The 2,012-nt window shown below is 33.5% G+C and carries 1 protein-coding gene and 1 pseudogene; both read left to right on the top strand.

Features of this window, described 5'->3' with window-relative positions; translation table 11 throughout:
• The first annotated feature begins 216 nt into the window (after positions 1–216).
• Positions 217–1,356: a helix-turn-helix domain-containing protein gene (locus ACQQ6X_RS07950; RefSeq protein ID WP_305164900.1), complete on the top strand. Its 1,140-nt coding sequence runs from the start codon at positions 217–219 to the stop codon at positions 1,354–1,356.
• A gap of 382 nt (positions 1,357–1,738) precedes the next feature.
• Positions 1,739–2,012 (top strand): annotated as a pseudogene (locus tag ACQQ6X_RS07945) (phosphoribosyltransferase-like protein); the annotation flags it as partial.

Raw genomic sequence — 2,012 nt, 5'->3', positions numbered from 1 at the left:
ATATTACATATTACTTAATTTATTGTAGATAAATCTGTGATTTTCATGTTTATAATACTGACCTGTCCTACTATTCGTAAAATTGTCTTTTATTTTGACTAAACAAGTGTATTTCAGTAAAGCAAAGCTTCCAATCCATATAAAACATGAGCAATATGACATCTATATTACCCATAATGTTCGTGTTAAGATTTACTCAAAGACAGGCGATATTTTATGACGTTAAAAGAGGAAGAATATGATATTTTGCAAAACTATATAACAGATAAAGAGGCACGATATAGGCTAACCGATTATATGTCTCGACATGATGTAATTGGTCAGGAGGTATTTCCTTATATTGGGGAGGAGGCAAAGCATTTTTATAAGACCGATGGGCGATTTGTATATCGTCCTGTCACAAGAGATACTTTTGTTAAGCGAATTCCTTTCTATTTTTATGAGCCAGATACAAGTGTACATAATATTGGAGATTTACATCAATATATACATGGTATTTTAGAAAAAAGGGATCTTAACGATTTTGAACAAGATTTAGAAACACTGTACTCAACTCTTGAAAAGTTATTTTATTATTACAAAATAGATATAGAAACTATTTTTGAGTATCCAATTAAGCAAACAGGGCGATGCTCTCAAATAGATGTTCTATATAACTGGTTTCACTATCTACAACTTGCAGAAGAGTTGAATATTCAGGAACGAACACCAGCACATTTAATTGTGGATTATAACTATGTGCTCGAGAAGTCTAATTTATATCCAATTATTTATGATCTTCGCGAGCAATATATTGGTGATTATATCAGAAGATCGGGCAACCTCTTTAGTATGCAGGGGATATTTCCATGTGATGAAAAGGGTGACCCTATCCTAAAATGGATTGGAGTCAAAGTTAAGAATGCAGCTAAGATATGGGTAAATGTAGACAGCAAGTTAAAGGGGACTCTTTATGTCGAAGCCAATCATGAAACAGCAATTTGGGGTAGAAATTGTTGGGGAAGGGACGATGATGGTAGCGACGTTTGGTATGAACTTTACATTGCTCCAATGCTTATGGAATTTGACCATGAAGCTTTAAAATCAATCAGGAAAAGAGAGAAACTGACTCAACAGCAAGTAGCCAACTCTATTGGGGCTGCAGTAAGAACATATCAAAAATGGGAGAGTGGGCATACTACGCCTGATTGCCAATATCTATTACGGCTTATGAATGTGTTGGATATTAGAGAAGCGAAGGAGATAACAAAAACAACCAATTTTTTATTTTTTGTTCAGGGTGATTTGCTATCCTCATTTTATTTAATTAGGAAATTCCCTAAAAAGTTATATTATCTAAGCGATATTCAATATTAGGCCCTTGGTATTACTAAAGGGTCTTTTTGTTCCATATATCTCCATGAATATGCTATAGTGTAATAAATAAAGAATATTTATGCGGATTTTAGTAGGAAAATGGCTGGGTTGTTTCTTCGGATCTGGGTATATAGTCCTTTTATATGAGCTTAGATATTGTAATGAGGTGAAAGCGATTGACTAAAACGCACAATGCAAAAGGAAGTCAAGTTGCTTATGCTATGAGAGGACTATTCATTATTGGTGGGCTTGCTATTTATTTTAATATATCTAGCCTAAAGGAACTAGGGCGGTGTTATAAAAAGTTATAGAGAATAGAGCCGCTCCCTATAAATGCTTCACGTGCAAAATCTATTTCTTACTTCTAACTAGAGGGATCAAAATGAACATAAATGAGGCAGTTGGAGTTTTTATAGAGAAATATGGTCAAGAAGAACGGTATACAAAAGATATAGAAAGTAAAGTGGCATCTTGGTTAGAGAACACGACTCTTGAGGAAGTAAAAGAGATTTTACTGCATTTATTTTCAGAATTTATATTCTTTACAAAGTTAGAAATTAAAGAAACGCTAAAGAGGCAATTGGAGGATGTTCTAGATAATGAAATTCTTGAAAATATATGTATTATCCCTATGGTCTCTAAAGATGGCAGAGCAA

It is taken from the genome of Paenibacillus ottowii, from assembly GCF_050516475.1.
GTDB lineage: Bacteria > Bacillota > Bacilli > Paenibacillales > Paenibacillaceae > Paenibacillus > Paenibacillus ottowii.
This window is presented reverse-complemented; position numbering and strand designations above follow the sequence as displayed.